This window comes from Serratia sp. TMDUHS_CL (genome assembly GCF_037137105.1).
GTDB classification, from domain to species: domain Bacteria; phylum Pseudomonadota; class Gammaproteobacteria; order Enterobacterales; family Enterobacteriaceae; genus Serratia; species Serratia nevei.
In genome coordinates this window covers 67724-87720 of the sequence record NZ_JBBBDV010000015.1, presented here as the reverse complement: position 1 = coordinate 87720, position 19997 = coordinate 67724, and the positions used below count along the sequence as shown (strand labels likewise).

General features: G+C 58.7%; 12 protein-coding genes. 6 read left to right on the top strand and 6 right to left on the bottom strand.

Going from position 1 to position 19997, the window contains the following annotated elements:
* Positions 1–90: 90 nt before the first annotated feature.
* Both speG and WCL58_RS22215 read left to right on the top strand, forming a co-directional pair.
* Entirely contained in the window at positions 91–642 is a 552-nt protein-coding gene (speG, locus tag WCL58_RS22220; RefSeq protein ID WP_004941631.1) for a spermidine N1-acetyltransferase, read from the top strand.
* 203 nt (positions 643–845) lie between these two features.
* On the top strand, positions 846–1061 hold the full coding sequence (locus WCL58_RS22215; protein ID WP_336851614.1) for a hypothetical protein: 216 nt from the start codon (positions 846–848) through the stop codon (positions 1059–1061).
* Between the two features lie 40 nt (positions 1062–1101).
* Here the strand turns inward: WCL58_RS22215 and WCL58_RS22210 are convergent, their stop codons facing one another.
* The 6 genes from WCL58_RS22210 to WCL58_RS22185 all read right to left on the bottom strand — a co-directional run bounded on the left by WCL58_RS22210 (position 1102) and on the right by WCL58_RS22185 (position 13917).
* A complete protein-coding gene (locus WCL58_RS22210) occupies positions 1102–1464 on the bottom strand; it encodes a DUF596 domain-containing protein (RefSeq protein ID WP_047730111.1) in 363 nt (120 codons plus the stop codon).
* A 5-nt stretch (positions 1465–1469) separates the two neighbouring features.
* The gene (locus WCL58_RS22205; RefSeq protein ID WP_336851613.1) at positions 1470–7340 is read right to left on the bottom strand and encodes a DUF637 domain-containing protein; all 5871 of its coding nucleotides are present in this window, start codon (positions 7338–7340) and stop codon (positions 1470–1472) included.
* 60 nt (positions 7341–7400) lie between these two features.
* A complete protein-coding gene (locus WCL58_RS22200) occupies positions 7401–9068 on the bottom strand; it encodes a ShlB/FhaC/HecB family hemolysin secretion/activation protein (RefSeq protein WP_336851612.1) in 1668 nt (555 codons plus the stop codon).
* Between the two features lie 190 nt (positions 9069–9258).
* Positions 9259–10071 carry a phosphate ABC transporter ATP-binding protein PstB gene (gene pstB, locus WCL58_RS22195; RefSeq protein WP_004941613.1) on the bottom strand — a complete coding sequence of 271 codons (813 nt, stop codon included), beginning with the start codon at positions 10069–10071 and terminating at the stop codon, positions 9259–9261.
* A gap of 28 nt (positions 10072–10099) precedes the next feature.
* Complete coding sequence (pstA, locus tag WCL58_RS22190) at positions 10100–11749, bottom strand: phosphate ABC transporter permease PstA (protein WP_060424845.1); 1650 nt, start codon at positions 11747–11749, stop codon at positions 10100–10102.
* Positions 11746–13917 carry an ABC transporter permease subunit gene (locus tag WCL58_RS22185; protein ID WP_336851611.1) on the bottom strand — a complete coding sequence of 724 codons (2172 nt, stop codon included), beginning with the start codon at positions 13915–13917 and terminating at the stop codon, positions 11746–11748. Before WCL58_RS22185 ends, pstA begins: the two co-directional genes overlap by 4 nt.
* Before the next feature lie 396 nt (positions 13918–14313).
* On the opposite strand from WCL58_RS22185, the gene ppk1 reads away from it, so the two are divergent.
* The 4 genes from ppk1 (at position 14314) to mgtE (ending at position 19841) form a co-directional block, all read left to right on the top strand.
* Positions 14314–16377, top strand: coding sequence for a polyphosphate kinase 1 (gene ppk1 / locus WCL58_RS22180; RefSeq protein WP_048234529.1), 2064 nt, complete (start codon positions 14314–14316; stop codon positions 16375–16377).
* 10 nt (positions 16378–16387) lie between these two features.
* Complete coding sequence (gene ppx / locus WCL58_RS22175) at positions 16388–17938, top strand: exopolyphosphatase (protein WP_049200673.1); 1551 nt, start codon at positions 16388–16390, stop codon at positions 17936–17938.
* Between the two features lie 183 nt (positions 17939–18121).
* The gene (locus WCL58_RS22170; protein WP_004941600.1) at positions 18122–18304 is read left to right on the top strand and encodes a YfgG family protein; all 183 of its coding nucleotides are present in this window, start codon (positions 18122–18124) and stop codon (positions 18302–18304) included.
* Between the two features lie 103 nt (positions 18305–18407).
* Positions 18408–19841, top strand: a complete 1434-nt coding sequence (gene mgtE / locus WCL58_RS22165; protein WP_015378729.1) for a magnesium transporter — start codon at positions 18408–18410, stop codon at positions 19839–19841.
* The last annotated feature ends 156 nt before the right edge of the window (positions 19842–19997 follow it).

Here is a 19997-nt window from a genome sequence, read left to right as displayed (position 1 = left end):
AAACGGTGCCCATGCGGCGCCGTTTTTTTTCGCCTTCATCCATTCTGTGAAGTTATACTTTGCACAATTTCACGGCACAGAGGAGCCCACATGTCCAGCACTGCCAGCGTCAGGTTACGCCCATTGGAACGGGACGATCTGTCGTTCGTCCACCAGATGGACAACAACGCCAGCGTTATGCGCTATTGGTTTGAAGAACCCTACGAAGCCTTTGTCGAGCTTTCCGATCTCTACGATAAACACATCCACGATCAGAGCGAGCGCCGCTTTATCATCGAGCACGAAGGCGCCAAGGTCGGCCTGGTGGAGCTGGTGGAGATCGATCACATCCACCGCCGCGCAGAGTTCCAGATCATCATCGATCCCGCCCACCAGGGCAAAGGCTACGCCAGCACCGCCGCCCGTCTGGCAATGGACTATGGCTTCTCGGTGCTGAACCTGTACAAGCTGTACCTGATCGTCGACAAGGAGAACCCGAAGGCGATCCACATCTACAGCAAGCTGGGATTCAACGTGGAAGGCGAGCTGATCGACGAGTTCTTCGTCAACGGCGAATACCGCACCGTGCTGCGCATGTGCATCTTCCAGCCGCAATATCTGGCGAAGTTCAAAACGCCCAATGATAAGCCGCTGGTGAAGTGACAATTCGCGAGAAAAAAGTGAAAACCCGCGAAAGCGGGTTTTTTATTGGAAAATAAGCGACTAGTATTAATGGATGTTATTTTATCGTCAGGAAATAGCCTGATGAATGCGGAAATAAATAATATTCATCCGAGATAATTAATCGAACAATAATTAATAGTGATAGTAAGAGTTACCCTCTGCCTCTACAAAGGAAAAATGCCATGACAACCGTCTCAAACCTGCTGCTTTTTATCGGCCTGGCGATGCTCGCCATCGCCGCCGGTCTGAATACCTATAGCGGCTACGCGCCTGCAGATCCCAATAGCACCCCGCTATTTTCCCCGCTCTGGTGGACGCGCTGGTTCCCGCTCTATGCCTCGGGGGCCGCGCTGCTGTTGGTGGGGGTGGTGTTGCGGGTTTCGAGGCGGGGACGTTAAAAAAAAGAAACGGCTGCGAAGAGCCGTTTCTGTGTGCGGATCAGGTCCAATCTTCGTAGCCGCTGTCATGGATCCAGACGATGCCGCCGGGGCATTCCTCTGTCAGAAACCAGAATCCGTCGAAGGCATCGGCATCCATTTCCTCCTGATTTTTGGGGAAAACATGTTTAAATAGCGATATTTGCTCACTAGTGCTGCCTCGAAGATACTTACCATGAGAAGCCAACCTAATTTTCCCATCTTCAAGTAGCATCTGTAATAGTTGAAAGAAAAATGATTTTCTTTGACTAAAACTTGGTTCCTCGCCATAACACTCTGGTAGAGTCACATGCCAGATAGCATTCATCGAATGACCTTCTAAGGCATTCTTGTATTCGAGAAATTCCTCAGCTGTAATTTTCATATGAGTTACCTAAATTTAATTTCAATAGGTTTTTTAACTTTTCCCTGTAGATTATTGAGTTGTTCATTTTTTATAATTTCAATCGTCCATCGAGCCTTTGTGCTATCCTCACTTTTGGAAAAATCTCTAAGATTGATAACCATTCCATCTTTTTTTGCAAAGTAAACCATGCCTTTCGGAGTTTTCTTCTCTTCCAATGGTACCGTTCCAGCTAGCGACTGAGCGTAGTCGATGATTTCTTGTCTTGACAGTTTTCCTGTCGCAAAAACCTTGGTTGTTCCATATTTATTGCTTCCACCTTCGCCCATAACCTGCTCGAACTGCTGACCAAACACATTCAGCTTACTTTCGTTCTGTTTCGGGTCAAACACCTTGACCAACTGGTTAGTGTTAACCTTCTGCATGTCCCGTAGATAATCTGCCGTTTTAGTCGACAGATTCGCCCCGGCTGCCGTTTCTCCTTTGATAAAATCGGCAACCGGCTGAGTGTTGAACGTTTTTGTTTTGTATAGTTCATCGGAAGCGTTCACCAGCTGTCGGCTCAACTTCCTCACGCTGTCTTCGGTTTTCCCCAGAATCAATGTGCTGCCGGTGGTTACGGCGCCAGTACCAATAATCGCCTCTGGTGTCACAATATCTGCCGCATAAATACCGGCCTGGTTCAGGCAAAGCGCGGGGTTGGTTTTACAGCCGGCAATTGCCAATCGTGCAGCCAGAACCAATTCTGGCGCAGCTCCCACCAGCGTCATTCCCCCCGCAGTAAGTACCAGACCGCCGCCACCTACGGTCGCCACTATTGCGGCAGCCTCTCGGCGAGCCACAACACGTTTTGCCGCAGCAACATCACCTTTATCAGCGGCCAAAATATCTTTCTGATTATCCAGCGCATACTGCATCAACATATGTTCGGTCATGTTGTAGCGATAAACCGACTGTGCGCTGTCCGCAGCACTGTAGGCGCCTTCCGGCGTATGCGTTGTCAACGCCCCGGTCAAAGCCCCGATCACTCGTGCCGTTTGCTCTTTTACTTCATTGCCGTTTAACGCTTCCTGCAGACGGTAGAGCTGGCGTTCCTTTTCGTTGAGATTGGCCGGTTCAAACAGCGTGCTCTGCATCACGACGCCGGCCAGCTCCGCTGCCAGCGCCCCGGCAGCAGCCCCTTTACCGTCGCCGCGCCCGATTTCCGCAGCGATGCCTGCCACAACCGCATGGCTGACTGACTTCCCGTCCGCCCCCAGAACGTCGCCGTTATCCCCAATCAGGTTGGCGCCCTCGGCCTGAACCTGGCTGCCGATGTTCGCCAGCAGCGCATTGGTCAAGTTGTCTTTGAAGCTGCCACCATTGATGGCGGTATTCAGGCTGGAGCTGATAACCGATTGCCCGGCCACCCGCTGCGCCACCTTGCTCCAATCGCCGTTGCTCAGCTGCGGCAGTTTGACGTTGTTCGGGTTAAGCGGTTTGCCCGCCGCGTCCTTGCTCCAGCCCATCGCGCTGTCGAAGCCGTTGAGCGCGCCGCCGATCGCCATCGCCGTGGCGGTCGCCTTGACGTTTTCATTGCTGCCCAGCGCCTGCAGGGTTTTTGACAGGTTGCCCTGGTTCTCCACCAGCGCCACCGCCGCCTGGGAGGCCAGCGAAGACATCCCGGCCGTGACCGCGCCGCTGGTTACCGCCCCGCCGCCCACGGCGCCGGAAACGCTGGAGGCCGCCGTGGCCGCCAATGAACTGCCTGCGGTCACCGCCGCTGCTGCGATGGCGATCACCGCCGCCACCGCCGGGTTCAGGTGCTGGCTCTTGTAATCCCAGCTATCGTAAGCGTCTTTGACCTTGCTCCACTGCACGTCGTTGCGCTTGTTCAGATCTTTGACCCAGGTGGTGCCCGGCGTATTGCCCAGGGCGTCGATGGCGCTTTGCAGCGCCTGGCCGTTTTTCACCTTCACATCGGCGCTGACGCCCTTGGCGGCCTCTACGGTCAAGGCGCCACCGGTATGGATGCTCGGCAGCACCCACTTATTGTCTTCGTATCCTTTATTGGCCTGCTTGATAAAGAAGCCTTTCGAATTGCTGACGGTCTGTTCGAAAGAGGTGTTTTTCACCGCGCGGAAGTTAACCTGGCCACGGGAGCTGGTCAGGCGCGCGTTTTGCCCGGCGGCGATTTTGCTGGCTTCATAGGTGCTGTCGTCGCGGCTCATCAGCGTGATATTGCCGGCGGCGGTAAACTCGGTAACCTTGTTGGTCACGTCATGGCGGGTCTGCTTAACCTCGGTTTTCTTGCCCCACCATTTGCGCTTGGTTTCCTTTTTCTCGTAGTGGCTGGACTCCTCCATCGCCTGAGCGTAGAGATAACCACCCTTGGCGGCGATATCCATATTGCCGGCGCGCATGGCTTCAGCCTGGTTGTGGGCGTCGACCTGAGCTTTTTGTTTGGCCTCGTCAATGCCTTTGCTTTGGGCTTCCTGGCGCGCAGCGGTCAGCTGGTTTTGTGCCTCGTTTTTTGTTTTGTTGCCTTGATTAATTCGCTGCTCTGCCTGCGTGACATCATTTCGAGCAGCAGCCAGACTACTTCTTGCAGCACTAAGTTCTCCTTCACGCTGTGCTACGAATTTATCCCAACTCCCTACTTCAGCAGACCAACCACTGCCATATTCGTGAGGTGGGTTATTACGCATAAACTCATCCCGCCTTTCCTCAGCATCTCTGACGGCAGCCTCTGCTTGCTGAACGAACGAAATTCTTTGCGTAACAATATGTTCAGCATTTGTTTTTGCCTGCAGTGCCTGATTAATTTGCTGCTGCGTATTTCGAAGCTGCTGCTCGGCAATGGCTATCCGGCTTCCCCAATCCGTCACCGCTACCGGTGATTTCCAGTTCGCCCCTAATCCTTTAACCACCAGCTTGGTCGCTTGGAACAGAATGCTGCCGCCGGAAATCACCGTCATCAGGCCACCGGCATTCAGCTCGGTACCTTGCTGGGTGCGAGTTTCGGTAAATTCGTTGCCGCCCTCACGGTAAGTGTGGTTTTGCACCGCCTCGAAGCGCATATCGCTGCCGGAAGTCAGCGTCATGTTGGCGCCGGAGGTCAGCTTGGCGCCGTAAGTCAGCAGTTGGTTGTTCGCCGACGCGGTCAGGTTTTTCCCGGCGCTGAGGGCGGTGACCACATGGCGCTCGTCTTTGTTGTTGTCGTTGGCGGCATCGATAGCGGAATAGGCAACATTCGATAACCACATATTTTGTCCTGCCAACAGCGTGATGTTGCCGTTAGCGGAAAGCGCGCCGCCCTGGGTGCCAATGTCGCGGGCCGAGTTAATCAGTAAATTGCCGCCGGCGTGTACCCGGCTACCCAGTTCAGGCGTGCGAGAAGAGGGGAAAAAGCGACTAAATTGCCCCCCCAATTCACGATAGTTCAGATCGGCATTATGGCCGGCCAACAGCGTGACATCTTTGCCTGCTTTAATGTGCGTCCCGCGCAGCGCCAGATAACCGCCGCTGTTGAGCAGCACTGAACCACTGGCGTTCAACTGTCCGGCATTCAGCAGCTGGTTGAACTGCGTTTGTCGTTGTTCAGGAGATAAATTCTGCGTTAAGCGGTCGTTATCCAACGCCTCGTCATTTCTGACAATCGAAACCGTGCCGTTCGCTGTCATTGCAATATTTTGGCTTTGCGGCGCGAAGTGCGTGTTACGTAGATAAATACCTTGCCCGGCATTTAAGGTTAAGTCCCCGGCAGCATTCAATTGGCTCAGCCAGCGGGCACCATCGATTCCGAAATAGCGCGGGCTAGGTACAGTGTGCACTTTGACGTTGCCATTGCGGCTGGTCAAAGTGACATTATGTCCTTTCAGATAGCTTTGACGGGCATCCAGCTCATTCACTGCTGCAACGTTCAGATTCTTGCCGGCAGTCAGCTCAGCACCGTCGGTGTAAAACACATCGTCGGCAACCACAGTCAGGTCGTTACGCGCGTTTATTTTATCGGTACTGATGACGCGCCCCGCATGCAGCACAATATTGTGAGCTGCCAGCGAGTCAGGCCGCCCCGAAGCCACCACTTCACTAAGCTGATTTCCCGCCGGCGTCGGTGTACTGATTTCTATCTTATTTTTAAAATCCGCAGTGAGATTATTGCCGGCGGTAATCGATGATTGTTGCTGCCCCTTTGCTTGCCAGACAACAAGCTCCTGCTGCTTGGTATAAGGGGCTTTTTCCGTAACATACAGCAGATCCCAATCTCCGGGAGGCGCATCTTCGTCACGGGCAAACTCCCCAACGCCAAACGTGTTCGTTCCCAGGCGCCAGTACCGATCTTTCTGACCGAGTTGAATGCTCTTTACGGTAAAATCATTCCCCGTCAGGATCAGATCTTTGGCCGCGCTGATATTCGACTGATCGTTCCATAGCGTTGTCGCGTTGATATAAGCGTTGTTGCCTGAATTTATCACTCCCGGCGCCTGTGATTTCACCAGGAGATACTCGTCTTTCCCCACATTAACCTTGTCGCCTTTCGACAGGTTAATTTCGCCAAACCAACTGCCGATGCCAAAGTCCTTCAGTTCAGGTTCCAACAGCACAATAGCGTCAACACCTTGCCGCGAGTCGTAATAACTTCCCACCAAGGATTTATTGAACGCTTTGGAGTTACCGGGAGTACTTTTCCAAACGGCTTGAACCTCTTGCCTCACATTGTTCAAACTCTCCGTGCGTATCACCAAATCGCCACTGTTGGTCAGGATTTTCGCCGAACGGTTCTCGACGGATTTAGCCTTGTTGCCCTGCGCATCCTTTTGGATCCACATATTTTTATTGGCGTGCAGCTTGGCGTTTTCCCCCGCGTTGCGGATATGGTCGCCAAAGATACGCATATCGCCACTGGTGCTGGTTTGCCCGTCATTCACCAGCGTCGTCGTCGCCAACGTGGCGTTGCCGTCCGCCTGCACGACAGCACCCCGCGTAATGTGCAATCCCTTGGCGCTGACATTGAGGTCACCTTTGCTGTGCGTGGTGCCGTTAAGCACCAGGTTACCGTTAACGCTCAGCGTAATATCCCGCTGTTTGCTGGTGAGGTCTTTCAGGTTCACCCCCACCCCATCCTCGTTGGCCACCAGGCGGATTTTGTTGGCGTACATGCCGCCCAGCGCTTTGGTATCCACCGCCAGTTGGGGCTTAGCGCCTTCACCGGCGATCGGTTTGATGCTGCCGTCCTTGAAGCTAATGCGGTTGGCGCCCTGGGTCAGCGACAGATTTTGCGCATTGATTTTGCCGTTCAGCTCGGTGGCGCGGCTGATGATATCGACATAGTCGGCGCCGCTGCCGTCCAGCCCTTTGCCGCCGATGGTGACGCCGCCTTTTTTCACCTCCAGCGCTTCCAGCGCGCCCTGCTTGTCGAACTGCGGTTTGCCGGTGGTTAACGTCACGCCCGGCGCGTTGATAAAGCCGCAGCCGTCGCAGGTGATGCCATTCGGGTTGGCGATCATCACGTTGGCCTTGTTGCCGAATACCTCGAGTTTGCCCTGAAGCTCGGAACGACTGCCGCCGATCACCTCGTTGATGATCAACTCCGCCGGCTTTCCCTTCAGGTAGGTGTTGCCCTGCGCGCTGTAGATTTCCACGCCCAGCTGCGTTTTGCCGCCGTGCGTGGCGTTATTCAATACGGCGCCCTGTGGCCCAACGTTGAAATCTTTATAGGTGTTGTGCGAGATGCCCGCACCGTTCGGCGTGGCGATATTCACCACCGGCACGTCGCCCGGCTTGATAACCACCTGCGTATTGCCGTTGGCAGCGGTAATGCCGGCGGCAAACGCCGGGTGCAACGGCTGGAAAGCCGTCAGGTAGATCAGCAAATAGCTGGCGCCCCGCGCCAACGGAGGGTTGAGCTTATCCATATTCATTCCTTCGAAAGGATGTTGTTTTGAACGCCGAGGCGCTCCTGCTGTGTGCTGGCGTTATAAGGTGACGGTGGCTTGCCAGTAGGCCACCCAACGATCCGGTTGCAGGCTGTCTGGGTGCGTCAGCGGTTTACCGACGGTGATCGCCTGATTGAACCAACGGCCGCTTAACGTGGCACCCAGCGCCGCGCCGGCGACGTTGCCACCGTCGATCTGCCCGGCGCGCCCCCGCAGCCAGCCGGCGTCTAACGCGCCGGTCAAAGAGAGCTCCCCCAGCCCCGGCAAGGTCTGCCATTGCCAGTTGAGTTCATTGCGCCAGTAGGCTCCGCGATTGCCGGTCAGGTACTGCTCTTTAAAGCCACGCACCGAGTATTGCCCACCGATGGAAATGCGCTCGCCGGCATACAGGTTGTCTGCGCTGGTTTGTACGTAGGCCGAGGTCAGGTAGTAGAGAGAGGGGGCGAGCGGATAGAAATAGCTGGCGCTGAGACCAAGCTTGCGGAACTCGCTGCGCGGCGCTCCGTCGCGCTCCGGATCGTCGGCGGTAGCGCCCAGCATGCGCAGCCCGCGGCTTACCGTCGGGTTCAGCGTCATATAGCCGCCGCCCGCGACCGCACTGTAATTAAGGCCCAGACTGGCGATGCTGAGCGTCGGGCTGCTGACGCCCAACCGTTCCCCCGCCAGCTTATTTTCCGTGGTGCGCCGCGCCAGCCCGATATCGACGGCCAGCTTACGTTTGCCATCCCGCAGCAACGTGCGGTTGGCGCCCAGACGCTGGGTCTGGTTATTGCCCTGATAGCGGTAAGCGGCACCGCTGAACGGCACCTGCTGGAAAAAATCGTTCCAGGCGTACTGGTAGCTGAACAGCCAATAGCCATAGGGTAAGGTGACGCTGCCGTTCAGGCTGCGGCTGCGATGATGCGGGCTGAAATCGTTATTGCGCGCTGCGGAAAGCGACCATTGATCGGCGAGACGCAGCGGATTATCCAGCGAGAAGGCGGCGTTCATCTGCCCGGTGCCGGTGCTTTTCTGGCCGCTGTTATCGGCGCCGAAAGAGAAAGAGACCGGTGCGCGCGTGGCACCGCGCAGCAAAACCACTTTGGAAAAGCCGGGTTGTTCGCCAGGTTGAATATCGATAGTCACCTGTTGTGACGGCAGGCGGTTGAGCTGCTCCATGCCCTGCTCGATATCGCGCAGATTCAATACGTCACCAACCAGACCGGGAAACGCCATCTTCAACGCCAGCGTCTGCTCGCCGCCCTGCGTGATGGACTCGATTCGCCCTTCGCTGGCGCTGACGGTCAACACGCCGCGGGAGATATCCTGCTCCTGCAGCCAGGCCTGCGAAGTGACATAGCCGCGTTGCAGATAAGCATTGGTGGTTTCGCGCACCAGACGGTTGATGTGCTCCAGCGTCAGGCAGCGCCCCTGATACGGGCGGGCCAGGCTTTCTTTTACCGACCAGGAAAGATGTTCGGCGCCCTGAAAAACGATCTGCCGCACCGGTTGGCAAACCGCCCCTGCGGTGGCCGGCTCAGGCAGCGGTAGCGCCGGCAGTTCAACGTTATTTTGCAGCGCCTCGCGTTGCTGCTGTGCCTGTTCCAGCAACGATTTCTGCTGTTGGGTAATGCTGTCGCGATCGGCAGGGCTGGTGATTTCCGCGCACCACGCCGAGCTGCAAAGCGCTAATAATAGCGACCAGGCGCCAAGCCTCCATGCACACATTCAAACACATCCATTTACACTGATTTACACAGATTGGCGAATTATAAACAATTCGCTGGCTCCGTCCATGCAAATGAGAATTATTTTTATTAATGTAGCCAGTGAAAAGACGTGCTTGCCGTGTTAGCGAGAATAATCGGAGGAAACACAAAAACGGGAAAAGGGGCGCCGTATGCAACGCCCCCAGAACTCAACCATACCGCCCGGTAATATAATCCTCGGTGCGGCGCTGGCGCGGCGAGGTGAAAATGGCGTCGGTGTCGTTGTACTCTACCAGCCGCCCCTGATGAATAAACGCGGTGTAGTCAGAGACGCGCGCCGCCTGCTGCATGTTGTGCGTCACCAGCACCACGCTGTAACGCTGTTTCAGCGCGGAAATCAGCTCTTCGATGGTCAGCGTGGAGATCGGATCCAGCGCCGAGGTCGGCTCGTCGAGCAGCAATACCTCCGGCTCGATGGCGATGGCGCGCGCGATCACCAGGCGCTGCTGCTGGCCGCTGGACAAGCGGAACGCATTTTCGCGCAGCCGATCCTTCACCTCATGCCACAGCGCGGCGGCGCGCAGCGAACGCTCCACCGCCTCATCCAGCAAGCGCCGGTCGCGCACGCCCTGCAGCCGGAGGCCATACACCACGTTTTCATAGATCGATTTCGGGAACGGGTTCGGCCGCTGGAACACCATGCCCACCCGCCGCCGCAGCGCAGCCACGTCGATCTGTGCCCCGGAGATCGCCGCGCCGTTCAGCTGCAGCTCGCCCTCGATACGGCAGTTGTCCACCAGATCGTTCATGCGGTTGAAACAGCGCAGCAGCGTCGATTTACCGCAGCCCGAGGGACCGATCAGGGCCGTCACCCGGTGCTTCGGGATACGCAGCGAAATATCGTGCAGCACCTGTTTATCGCCATAAAACAGGTTCAGGCCGTTGACCGCCAGCGCGGTCTGTTCATCGTCGAGATGCTGGACATCCAGCCGGGGCAAACTGCCTGGCGTCATCAAACCCATTACGCACTCCCCAAAAATAGCGTCATTGTTACTGCGACCATGCTCGGTACCGCTCCCTCAACGAATGGCGGATACCCATCGCCGCCAGATTCAAACTCACCACGATCGTCACCAGCAGGAAGGCGGTGGCGAACACCAGCGGCCGCGCCGCCTCTACGCTCGGGCTCTGGAATGCCATATCGTAGATCTGGAAGCTCAAATGCATAAACTTCCGCTCCAGGTGCAGATACGGGAAAATCTCGTCCACCGGCAGCACCGGCACCGATTTCACTACCCCCACCAGCATCAGCGGCGCGGTCTCCCCGGCGGCGCGCGCCACCGCCAGAATCAGGCCGGTCATCATCGCCGGCGCCGCCATCGGCAGCACGATGCGCCACAGCGTCTCGGCCCGGCTGGCACCCAGCGCCATCGAGCCCTGCCGCAGCGAGGTGGGAATGCGCGACAGCCCTTCCTCGGTGGCGACGATCACCACCGGCAACGTCAGCAGCGCCAGCGTCAGCGCCGCCCACAGCACGCCGGGCGTGCCGAAGGTCGGGTTGGGCAAGGATTCAGGATAGAACAGCTGGTCGAGCGTGCCGCCTATCATATAAACGAAAAAGCCGAGGCCGAAGACGCCATAGACGATCGAGGGCACGCCGGCCAGGTTGACCACCGCAATGCGGATCACCCGCGTCAGCAGATTGTTGCCGGCATACTCGTGTAGATATACCGCCGCGATCACGCCAAACGGCATCACCACGATCGACATCAGGATCACCATCAACACCGTGCCAAAAATGGCCGGGAACACCCCGCCTTCGGTGTTCGCCTCACGCGGGCTGTCGGTGAGGAACTTCTTCACCTGCTCGCCCCAGTGCGCCAGCTTCTCGGTGGTGTTCATGGCGTTCGGGTACCAGGCATCGCGCACCTGGCTGAGCGGAATGGTCAACGTCTGGCCGTGCATGTCGCGCAGCAGCAGCGCATCGCGCTGGCGATCGCGGTTCAGCCCCGTCAGGCGTTCGGACAGCAGCTGGTATTGCCGCTGTAACTCCAGCCGCTCGGCCTTGATGGCGTCCTGCGCACGGGCGTCCAGCTTATCGTCGCGCTGCAGGCGCTTTTCCCGCAGCCGCAGCGCGTCAAACTGTTGATTGATGCGCGCCATATCGCGGAATTGAATGTCGTGCGCCTGGCGCGAGAGCGCGGCGATTTGCGGCAGCCGCTGCTGCAACGCCTGCCCCAGATTGCGGCCGGTCAGCGGTTGCCCATCCTCCAGCAGCCCCGCCAGATAGCCGTAGGCGGTACCGTGGCTGTCGCGCTCCAGTACCAGCAGGCCGCGCGGCGTGCTTTGGCTGCGGATGTCGCTGGCCAGCAGCGTGCGAAAATCCTGCCCCTCGCGCTCGCGGTTACCGACCTTGATCAGATAGCGTTCGACGCTTTGCGCCTCGCCCGGCGGCGCCACGCCCGCTTCCGTCAGCTGGCGGCGCGAAATGCTTTGCTGCTGGTACAGCTCGCCGATCACCGTCACTGGCCCGGCGCCGTTCTGATTCAGCTCAAACTGATAAACCGGGCTCGGCCAGAAATAACGCATCCCTTGCCCAGCCAGCAGCAACAGAATGCCGATCAGCGCCAACAGGCTGACGGCCACCGAACCGGCGGTCAGCCAAATCCACGGCGAGCCGCTCTTCACCCAGTTCTTCATGGTGCCTCCTGATTCGGCGTGTAGCGCTTGCGCAGCCGCAGGCGCACCGCCTCCGCCAGCGTGTTGAACACGAAGGTGAAGACAAACAGCACCAGCGCGGTCAGGAACAGCACGCGGTAATGGCTGCTGCCGGAGACCGCCTCCGGCATCTCGATGGCGATGTTGGCCGCCAGCGCCCGCAGCCCCTGGAACAGGCTGCCGTCGATAATCGGCGTATTGCCGGTGGCCATCAGCACGATCATGGTTTCCCCCACCGCGCGGCCAAAGCCGATCATCAGCGCGGAGAAAATGCCGGCGCTGGCGGAAGGCAGCACCACCTTGATCACCGTCTGCCATTGGGTGGCGCCCAGCGCCAAAGAGCCCTGGCTCAGGGTGGCCGGCACGCTGAACAACGCGTCCTCCGCCAGCGAGAAGATGATCGGCACCAGCGCGAAGCCCATCGCCACGCCCACCACCAGCGCATTGCGCTGGTCGTAATTATCCCCCAGCCAGAAATGCAGCGGCTCACCGAACAGCGCCACCTCCAGCCGCGGCCCCAGGCTGAGCGCCAGCCACACCGTCAACGCCAGCAGCGGCAACAGCAACAGCAGATCGACGCCCGGCCGGCAACGCGGCATAAAGCGATGGGTCAACGCGCCGCACAGCAGCACCGCCGCCGCCAGCAGCAGCGGCAACGCCAGCACCGCCAACAGATACTGCTCGATGATCGGCGCCAGCCAAATGCCGGCCACCAGCCCGATCACCACCGTCGGCAGCGCGCCCATCACTTCGATAGCCGGTTTGATCACCCGCCGCAGCCCCGGCGTCATAAAGTAAGCGGTATAGATGGCGCCGGCCAGCGCCAGGGGAATAGCGAACAGCATCGCGTAAGCCGCCGCCTTGAAGGTGCCGAAGATCACCGGCATCAGGCTGAATTTGGGTTGGTAACTGTCTTCGCCGGAGGTGGACTGCCAAACATAGGCCGGCTGCGGGTAGTTCTCATACCACACCTTGCCCCACAGTGAACGCCAGGTAACGTCCGGATACGGGTTGTCGAGCGCATAGCGCTGCCAGCCCTGCGCGCTCTCCAGCAGCAGGCCATCGCCGCGCGGCGCAAACGCCATCTGCTGCACCTCGGCGCCCAAACGGGTATTCAGCAGCGGCTGCGATTGAATGGTGGAGAACAGCGAGAAGCCGCCATCGGGCCGCAGGGTGGCGAACACCCGGCGATAGGGCTCAGCCACCGTCAGCTCCTGCCCGTCGGCGCCATGGTCGAAATGCTGCACCGGCGTCAGGCGCCAGCGCTGCTCTTTTTCTACTTCGAACCACTCGCGCAGATTGCCGTCGGCGCCCTTGATCAACAGCGCGCTGCCGCCGGGCAGCGCCGTCATCTGATACGGAGCATGTTCGCCAAGGGTACGCGTTTCACGCAGCTGCAGCTGCGCGCCGTCGATCTGATAACGCGCCAGCCGGTTGCCGGTCAGCAGGTAAAGCTGGCGGCCATCCGGCGTCAGCACCAGTTGTTCTGCATCCTGTTCCAGCGGCCGCTCGCTGAACTGCGGCGGCCGGTCAGGGCTGAAACGGCCGAACACCAGCCGCCGATCGTCGGTCACCCCAGCCAGCAGATACTGCCCGCGATGGGCATCCGCCAGCGACAGCCGTTTCAGCGGCTTGCGCTGCGGATCCAGCGCCAACGGCTGCTGCCCGAGCGGGAACAGCCACTGCGGCCGGCCGTTTTCCGCCGTCGCGAAATCCGCGCGCGTCACCACTAACCGGCCGTCGGCCTGCGCCAGCGCAAACAGATCGCGCTCTCCGGCGGCCTGGGCAAGCAGCGCCGGTTTGGCCAGCAGCGTCTGCTGCGCCAGCGGCGCCTGGGGCTGGCCGTTCGGTGCCGGCGTCAGGCGATAAAATTGCCCCGCGCCCTGCGCGTCGATGCGGTAACCGACGCGCTGCTGCACGTCCATGCCCAGCGCCAGCACCGGGGCCGACGCCGCGATCGGCAGTGGCTGCGCCTGGCCGAGCGAGGCCGGTTTGAACAGCGGCAGCACGGCAAACAGCAAATAGACGAAGATCAGCATCAACGTCATCAGCACCATCAGCCCGCTGGCGGTTACTGCCGCCTGCACGCCGCGGTCGATGCGCCCGCGCATGCGATCTCGGGGATGTTGATTGGCCGTCGTCTGTGTCATGTGTCTCGCTGTCGCTGATGTAATCGGGCTTGCGCCGTAAGATAACCGGGCATCTTATGTCAGTTTTATGACGTTTGCATGACAAAGTTACCCACCATAACCCAGGTTTTTTACACTACAAACAGACAATATGGCGTTGATATATTGCTGAAAAATGAACGCAAACACGCTTAATATCACCAAGAATAAGCCTGCCAACCTTCATTTCATGCTGCTCATTCCACCCCCCTGCGCCCTGCATCGGCGAAAATTTATTGCCGCCAAAAAACGCCGCGCGCCAACGCAATGGATATGTTGGACTTTCCTGTCAATCTCTCGCAATAATGATGAAGGACACTAGAGCGGCATCCGGGCGCTGCGTCCCGGATCCTATTCTAAATTTGAACTGGAGTGGCAATGGGTCAGGAAAAGCTCTACATCGAAAAAGAACTAAGCTGGTTATCCTTTAATGAACGCGTGTTGCAGGAAGCCGCAGATAAGAGCAATCCCCTGATTGAACGTATGCGTTTTCTGGGCATTTACTCCAACAACCTCGACGAGTTCTATAAAGTCCGCTTCGCCGATCTCAAACGGCGCATCCTGATCAGCGAAGAGCAAGGCTCCGCCGGCGCCTCGCGCCACCTGCTGAAAAAGATCCAGGCCAAGGTGCTGAAAACCGATCAGGAGTTCGACGGCCTGTACAACGATCTGCTGCTGGAAATGGCGCGCAATCAGATCTTCCTGATCAACGAACGCCAGGTGTCCGAGAACCAGCAAATCTGGCTGCGGCAATATTTCAAACAGCATCTGCGCCAGCACATCACGCCGATCCTGATCAACCACGACACCAACCTGGTGCAGTTCCTGAAAGACGATTACACCTACCTGGCGGTGGAGATCATTCGCGGCGCGCGCATCGACTATGCGCTGCTGGAGATCCCGTCCGACAAGGTGCCGCGCTTCGTCAATCTGCCGCCGGAAGCGCCGCGCCGCCGTAAACCGATGATCCTGCTGGACAACATTCTGCGCTACTGCCTGGACGATATCTTCAAGGGCTTCTTCGACTACGACGCGCTCAACGCCTACTCGATGAAAATGACCCGCGACGCGGAGTACGATCTGGTCACCGAAATGGAATCCAGCCTGCTGGAACTGATGTCCTCCAGCCTGAAACAGCGCCTGACCGCCGAGCCGGTGCGCTTCGTGTATCAGCGCGACATGCCGAACGAAATGGTGGAGCTGCTGCGCGGCAAGCTGGGCATCTCCAACTACGATTCGGTGATCGCCGGCGGCCGCTACCACAATTTCAAAGATTTCATCAGTTTCCCGAACGTCGGCAAGGCCAATCTGGTCAACAAGCCGCTGCCGCGCCTGCGCCACATCTGGTTCGACGGTTTCCGCAACGGCTTCGACGCCATTCGCGAAAAAGACGTGCTGCTCTACTACCCGTACCACACCTTCGAGCACGTGCTGGAGCTGCTGCGCCAGGCGTCGTTCGATCCGAGCGTGTTGGCTATCAAGATCAACATCTACCGGGTGGCGAAAGATTCGCGCATCATCGAATCGATGATCCACGCCGCGCACAACGGCAAAAAGGTCACGGTGGTGGTCGAGCTGCAGGCGCGCTTCGACGAAGAGGCCAACATTCACTGGGCGAAGCGCCTGACCGAAGCCGGCGTACACGTGATCTTCTCGGCGCCGGGCCTGAAAATCCACGCCAAACTGTTCCTGATTTCGCGCCGTGAAGGCGATGACATTGTGCGCTATGCTCATATCGGTACCGGCAACTTTAACGAAAAAACCGCGCGCATCTACACCGACTATTCGCTGTTGACCGCCGACTCACGCATCACCAACGAGGTACGCCGGGTATTCAACTTTATCGAGAACCCCTACCGGCCGGTCACCTTCGACAACCTGATGGTGTCGCCGCAGAACTCGCGCCTGAAGCTGTATGAGCTGATCGACAACGAAATCGCCAACGCCCAGGCCGGGGAACAGGCCGGCATTATGTTGAAAATAAATAATCTGGTGGATAAAGGGCTGGTAGATCGGTTATATACCGCGTCCGGCGCCGGCGTGAAGATCCGCCTGCTGGTGCGGGGCATGTGTTCCCTGATTCCCAACCTGCCGGGGATCAGCGACAATATTCAGGTGATCAGCATCGTCGATCGCTTTTTGGAACACGATCGGGTGTACGTTTTCGACAATAAAGGTGACAAACGGGTGTATCTGTCCTCCGCCGACTGGATGACCCGCAACATAGATTACCGTATCGAAGTGGCGGTATCGCTGCTGGATCCGGCGCTGAAACAGCGCGTTCTGGACATCCTGGAGATCCTGTTCAGCGATACGGTCAAGGCCCGTTATGTGGATAAAGAACTGAGCAACCAGTACGTGCCGCGCGGCAACCGCCGCAAAGTGCGTGCCCAGGTGGCTATTTACGAGTATTTAAAAGCTCTGGAACAACCAGGACAGTAGGCCAGCAACTATGCCGCTAAAAAACACTGCAACGAACAAACCGCAGGAAATCGCCGCCATCGACCTCGGGTCGAACAGTTTCCACATGGTGATCGCCCGCGTCGTCAACGGCGCCTTACAGGTATTGGGCCGTTTAAAACAGCGGGTGCATCTCGCCGACGGATTGGACAGCAACAACGTACTCAGTGAAGAGGCGATAGAGCGCGGCCTGGCCTGCCTGGCGCTGTTTGCCGAACGGCTGCAAGGCTTCCCGGCGGATAACGTCACCATCGTCGGGACGCACACCCTGCGTCAGGCGGTGAACGCCGAAGTGTTCCTCAAGCGCGCCGCCAAAGTGATCCCCTACCCGATCGAAATCATCGCCGGTCAGGAAGAAGCGCGCCTGATCTTCATGGGCGTGGAGCACACTCAGCCGGAGAAAGGCCGCAAGCTGGTGATCGACATCGGCGGCGGCTCCACCGAGCTGGTGATCGGCGAAGACTTCGAGCCGCTGCTGGCGGAAAGCCGCCGCATGGGCTGCGTCAGCTTCGCCCAGCTGTTCTTCCCGGGCGGCGAGATCAGCAAAAACAACTTCCGCCGCGCGCGGCTGGCGGCGGCGCAGAAGCTGGAAACGCTGGCCTGGCAGTACCGCATTCAGGGCTGGCAGTATGCGCTGGGCGCTTCGGGCACCATCAAGGCCGCCCACGAAGTGCTGGTGGCGATGGGGGAAAAAGACGGTCTCATCACCCTGGATCGCCTGGAAATGCTCGCCGAGCAGGTGCTGCAGTTCAAAAGCTTCAGTTCACTGAGCCTGCCGGGGCTGTCGGAAGATCGCCAATCGGTGTTCGTGCCGGGGCTGGCTATCCTGTGCGGCGTGTTCGATGCGCTGGCGATCCGCGATCTGCGCCTGTCCGACGGCGCGCTGCGCGAAGGCGTGCTGTATGAAATGGAAGGCCGTTTCCGCCACCAGGACATCCGTAGCCGCACCGCCAAGAGCCTGGCCGATCACTACAACATCGATCGCGAGCAGGCCAAGCGGGTGCTGGAAACCACCGAGCTGCTCTACTCGCAGTGGATGGCGCAGAACACCAAGCTGGCGCATCCGCAGCTGGAAGCCCTGCTGAAATGGGCCGCCATGCTGCACGAGGTGGGGCTGAGCATCAACCACAGCGGCATGCACCGCCATTCTGCCTACATTCTGCAAAACTCCAACCTGCCTGGCTTCAACCAGGAACAGCAACTGCTGCTGGCGGCGCTGGTGCGCTTCCACCGCAAGGCGATCAAGCTGGAAGAGCTGCCGCGCCTCAACCTGTTCAAGAAGAAACACTACCTGCCGCTGATCCAGCTGCTGCGTCTGAGCACCCTGCTCAACAACCAGCGTCAGTCGACCACCACGCCGGAAACGCTGCGCCTGACCACCGACGACAACCACTGGACGCTGCGCTTCCCGGCCGGCTACCTGGCGCAGAACAACCTGGTGCAGCTGGATTTCGAGCGCGAGCAGGCCTACTGGAACGACGTCGTCGGCTGGAAGCTGCTGATCGATGAAGAAGGCTCGCAAGACGAACAGCGCTCCGCCTGATCCCCCCCGCCCCCTGCCAGACAGGGGGTTTTTCTTTCCGCCCTCGCCCCGTCAACCTAAACGAAACCCTAATGCGCCGTGCCGCACGCCGGAAAAAAATGGACAACTTTTGTCATCAGCGCCTAAAATCCGGTTACAAATTCTCGAGCGAATAACACAGGATACCGGCATACCGGGTGATATATGCGCAAGAAAACCACCGGACAGATGACGAAGATAGTGTTGTTTATCAGCTTTATCATTTTAGTCGGCCGACTGCTGTACGCCGCCGTGGTGGCGGTGCCTCATCATCAGGAAAAAAAGCAGGCCGCTGCGCAAAACGCCGCCGAAGTCAGCGCGCCGCAACAGGACGCCTCCTCTGAATAACCGCCGCGCCCCGTCCGTTTCATAAAAATGACTCCGGCACTCGCTATGCTCTATCTTTTAATGAGCCTGCGTCAGGAACGCCGAGCGCCCGTTAAGGAACACCATGTCAGCCGCAACCCATAACGTCAAAAAAGTCGCTGAACACCGCCAGCGCATTCTCACTCTGTTGTTGAACAATAAGGAATTGGTCGACGGCATTCTCGGCCGGCCAGGGGATGAGCACGCCCTCAGCCAAAGCGAACTGCTGAACCAGACGGCGGAAATCACCGGCCTGTTGGACGACATGCACGCCGCCGACCTGGCGGACCTGCTGGAAGCGCTGCCGCAGGATGAACGTATGGCGCTGTGGCGGCTGGTGGGCAACAGCAAGCGCGGCCAGACGCTGGTGGAGGTCGCCGAGCCGGTCTGGGACAGCCTGATCGAGGAAATGAGCGACAAAGACCTGCTCAAAGCGATCAAAACGCTGGACGTCGACGAACAGGCCTACCTGGCGCAATACCTGCCGCGTAACCTGATGGGCCGGTTGCTGACCTCGCTGGAGCCGGAGCAGCGCGCCCAGGTGCGCGAGATGAGCCAGTACGCCAAAGACAGCGTCGGCTGGATGATGGATTTCGAACTGGTGACGGTGCGGCCAGACGTCACGCTCGGCGCGGTCCACCGCTTTTTGCGCATGCGCAAAACCATTCCCGACGCCACCGATAAACTGTTCGTCACCGACCGCAAAAACACCCTGCTGGGCGAGCTGCCGCTGACCGCGGTGCTGCTGAACGATCCGGAGATCCCGGTGCGCGAAGTGATGGACAGCGATCCCGCCACCTTTCAGCCCGAAGACAAGGCCGATGAAGCGGCCGGCGCGTTCGAGCGTTACGACCTGATCAGCGCCCCGGTGGTTGACGCCAAAGGCAAACTGATGGGCCGCCTGACCATCGAAGAGATCGTCGACGCCGTCAACGAAGAGAGCGACACCAACCTGCGCCGCATGGGCGGTTTAAGCCCGGAAGAAGACGTGTTCGCCCCGGTCAGCAAGGCGGTCAAGACCCGCTGGGCCTGGCTGGCGATCAACCTCTGCACCGCGTTCGTCGCCTCGCGCGTGATCGGCCTGTTCGAACACACCATTTCCCAGCTGGTGGCGCTGGCGGCGCTGATGCCGATCGTCGCCGGCATCGGCGGCAACACCGGCAACCAGACCATCACCATGATCGTGCGCGCGCTGGCGCTGCACCAGATCGAAGTCGGCAACATCTCGCGCCTGATGCTCAGAGAGCTGGGGGTGGCCATCATCAACGGCGTGGTGTGGGGCGGCATCATGGGCGTGATCACCTGGCTGCTGTACGGCGACGCGGCGATGGGCGGCGTGATGACGCTGGCGATGCTGCTCAACCTGCTGCTGGCGGCGCTGATGGGCGTGGTGATCCCGATGACCATGCTCAAACTGGGCCGCGATCCGGCGGTCGGCTCGAGCGTGCTCATCACCGCGCTGACCGACACCGGCGGCTTTTTCATCTTCCTCGGCCTCGCCACCCTGTTCCTGCTGTAATACGCCAAAAGCCGGCCCCGCGCCGGCTTTTTCGTCATTCTGTCGCCGGGTTTGCGTTAACGCAGCAAAGTCGGCCTTCCCGGTAGGTTTTCCTCTCGCGCTGTACTACCCTTTGCCAATAAATCGTCTTAATTCATCCACGTCATGAATCCAATC